Origin of the sequence: Lactobacillus sp. UMNPBX12 (assembly GCF_002553955.1) — a bacterium.
GTDB lineage: Bacteria > Bacillota > Bacilli > Lactobacillales > Lactobacillaceae > Lactobacillus > Lactobacillus crispatus.
Map to the genome: position 1 here is coordinate 1 of NZ_PCYY01000045.1, position 3,802 is coordinate 3,802.

Genomic DNA, 3,802 nt, shown 5'->3' on the forward strand with positions numbered 1-3,802 from the left:
GGGTTAGTGTTATGGCTGCCATTATCACCAGGGTTAGTGTTATGGCTGCCATTATTACCATCATCACTTGACCCGCTCGTACTACTACTTTCCTCCGGTGTGACATGATCAAGCCGATAAATTGCTTCTTTTAACTTATTTTGGGAATACATTAGGTTATAGTAATCCCCCAAGTCCTTAAAGTTCGTCACGTTTGTCAGCTGCGGCTTTAAGTTTTTCAAGGCCTGATCAAAGGCCGCTTGTCTAGGTTGACTAGCTTCAGTGTACCGCGGAGTAGTCTTGATATTTTCGGCCCCATCGACTAAATCATAAATCCCCTTAATAATCGTTCCTGGGGTTCTCTTACTACCAATCGTCCGCATCCAACTAGAAAGTGAATCAGATAAGTTACTCCGGTAAATATTACCATTGGCTTGCCCATCAATTGGAAGATTAGACCAATCTAACTGTGGATCTTGTTTACTTAGGTCAGTATAAAGAGTACTTAAATCCTTTACTAAGGTACCCGTACTTGAATCAAATGGTGCTACCGCCCTCGTATACGTATCTAGCAAACTGTTGTATTGATGACCATATTCCGCATAATTAGCTGGGTCCAAGGCACTAATATCATTTTTCAAAGTCTTGGCGGCATCATTTAAGGCTGCTAGCCTTGTTTTGTATGCCTCTTCATATGCGGTTGGACTATCTTGTGGTGGGGTTACCGTTTGGTTTGTTGGGTTATACTTCCAAGCGTTAAAGAAGTCATCACTAGTAACATAGCTCAAAAAATCCTTAACCTTAGTTGTATAATCCGTAACTTCCTTGCTTAATTCCTCCAATGGAACCGTCCGCACATAATTATTGGTAACCGTTAACGTTCCCGTTTTCGCATCAAATGAACGGGTTTGAGTTAAGGTATACCCTTTAATTTCTGGCGCCGTTACACCAGTATCTTTCGCAATATCTTCCGGAGTATATTCATCCGCCATCAAATTCTTGCCGTCAGCCGTTTTAGCGGGTGCAGTTTGGTTAGCATCAAGGTATACGATTTGCGTTCCAGCCTTTGGAACAATGACATTTACGGAATATTGGTGGGTAAAGGTATCACCAGTATTCACTACCGCGCTAGAATACGTGTCACTAATATTTTTATACTGATCGTAGGGATTCTCTACGGTATAGATAACCCCAACCCCTTCAACCTTATTAGTAATCTTTTGATACCCAATAGTAATTTCCCGCTCTGGCATCGTAACATTTTCTAAGCCCTTGGTATCAAATTTATCCTCCACCTGGACGGTAATATTCTTATATTCCCGAACCTTAGATATTTCCTCACCGGTAAGGTGACCGTAGTAATAAGATGAATTTTGTTGAAACGTCCCAAAGGCCGTAATTACCCCCGAAAAAGTCTGTTTAGCCTTAATATCAGGATTGGAAATCGCATCGAACGAAACCGTATAAGTCCCGGCCTGCGTATTATTCCATGCCCCCCAAGACTTCCACATATATGCTTGGGTAAAGTCATACTGATTATATTGACCCTTGGTGGAAGGATTGCTATCAGCATTCATCGTGATCGACTCAGCAAACATCCCCATCCCTTTACCTTGCCGTTGCACCTCACGCTGTCCCCAATATGAAACCCGAGGTGAAGTCCCATCCCAACCGGGAACATCATTGAAAAAGTGATTATGAACTTGGGTTGCATTATCCGCATACTTCATATTACTAATTAAGAGGGATTGATCATGGCTATAATTAGCATCCCTTCTAGCTTGACTCCAAGCATTTGACCACGCACCATAGTCCGAATAAAAGACTTTACTGAGCGAGTGCCCTTGCGCATCATAAAGTTTGCCATGATCGATTAGGAACTCTTTATCTAGAACTTTAGCATCACTCGTCTTACCATCCTTAAAGTTGTCCGCATTATTTAAGTAGTAATACGTCTTAAAATTAATATTTCCGACAATGGTTAAATCCTTAGATAACGCGAATCCCATCCGGGCATTGGACATTTTGTAATCTCGATTACCATCACCGTTATAAAAACGACTCGTTGGCAAAAAGGTGATTTCATAGTGCTTTAAGTTAGGATTATTAGCGTCCTGGGTTACGACAACCGAAATTGTCTTATTCGGGCCAAATTCATTTGTACTATAGCCGGCCCAAGTATTAAAGTCATCATAAACTGGTGTACCACTTAGATCCACCGTTTCCTTTGAAATCGAACCGATTGAAGCACGATCTTGTCCACTAACCGGCGGAACCGGTGTGGCATCCTTAAGACCGACAGCACTGCTAGGGATCTTTTGCTCTACCTTATCATCAACTGGATTAACTGGAGCTCCCCCGGGTGTGGCATCCTTAAGACCGACAGCACTGCTAGGGATCTTTTGATCTACCTTATCATCAACTGGATTAACTGGAGCTCCCCCGGGTGTGGCATCCTTAGGACCGACAGCACTGCTAGGGATCTTTTGCTCTACATTATCATCAACTGGAGCTTCACTAGCGGTCGATGCTTGATTGGGCACCCCGCTTGCGGCGTGGGCCACGCTGGTAGTCCCGAAGTACAGAGAAGTCGACAGTAACACTGACACGACCCCCACTGAAAGCTTACGCAAGCCAAAATGTTGGACTTGGCGTTGCGCTGCCAATTGCTGCTGAAGTTTTTGATTTGCTTTGGAAATTCTCATATGTCATTTCTCCTTGTAGTTAAATTACGCGATTTGCTAGTTCGTAACATTTAACAAAAAAAGTCTAACAAGGTTAGACTCAAAGTAGACTAAAAAAGGAGTCTTTGCCTTGTTAAGCTACTTTAAGTCTAGTTATGATCGCCATGATTTTCAAGCGGTTTTTGCCCACACTTGTTCTGAATTACAACAGTTGATGCAAGATTTTGTCCCACGAAAATTTATGGAATGGCGCAATATTGAACACGTCAAACTATCTGACGCTGAGATAATGGCCCTAATGCTCCTCAAAACGCAATATCATGTTTCAACTTGGACGGCCTTTTACGATTTAGTGCAAGCTACGATCCCTTCGTTACCCTTGTTGGAGTATTCCCGCCTAATCCGTCGGATTAACCAGGTCACACCAGTTTTTCAAGCAATTCGCCGAGGCTTGTTAACGTGGACTACGCCCTCCCAAACAGCCATTATCGATAGTTATCCGCTCCCGCTTTGTCAAGGGGTTCGTAATGCTCGAGCTCGCTTGTTTGCTGGGATTGCTAACATTGGCTATAACGCTACGAAACAGCTGTACTTCTATGGTTTCAAAGTTCACATGATCGTAGAACCTAGCGGCCTGATTCTCGATTATGAAGTGACACCAGCTTCAATCCATGACGTTAAGGCTGCTCCAGAATTGATTCAAAACTGCCCTTGTCCACAAATTCTAGCTGACGTCGGCTACGTCGGTAAAGACTTACGAAGTAAGGTTGAGCAACAAGGTCACGACATCTGGACGCCGTATCGTTCAAATATGAAAGGTGCAAAACAGCATAATCGGTCAGCCCGTAAGCGGACGCGTCGCCTTATTGAGACTGCATTTGCTAAATTGAAACTCTTGGGAAGCGAACAGACTTATGCTCGTAGTTTGGTGGGATTGCAAGCACAGATCGAGGCACTTGTCATGACGAATAATCTAGCAAAATTTGGAATGTTACAAACTAGCAATTGACGTTACTCATGTATTAAGTTGATATTTTTATTCAAGAAAAAGTTACGTTGAATACCTCATATCGACGCTCAATGTGAGACTGTCAAGAAGTTTGTGTAAATAATCTCTCTCGTTGATTGACTTTTTTATT

The 3,802-nt window shown here is 42.8% G+C and carries 2 protein-coding genes; one reads left to right on the forward strand and one right to left on the reverse strand.

Annotated features, from left to right (window positions below):
* Nucleotides 1-2,684, reverse strand: a 2,684-nt coding sequence (locus tag CP363_RS10270; protein WP_143468721.1) for a YSIRK-type signal peptide-containing protein, incomplete at its 3' end; no start/stop codon positions are given.
* Nucleotides 2,685-2,793: 109 nt separating this feature from the next.
* Between CP363_RS10270 and CP363_RS10275 the strand changes: the two genes are divergently transcribed.
* Nucleotides 2,794-3,672: an IS982 family transposase gene (locus CP363_RS10275; RefSeq protein WP_095183528.1), complete on the forward strand. Its 879-nt coding sequence runs from the start codon at nt 2,794-2,796 to the stop codon at nt 3,670-3,672.
* The last annotated feature ends 130 nt before the right edge of the window (nt 3,673-3,802 follow it).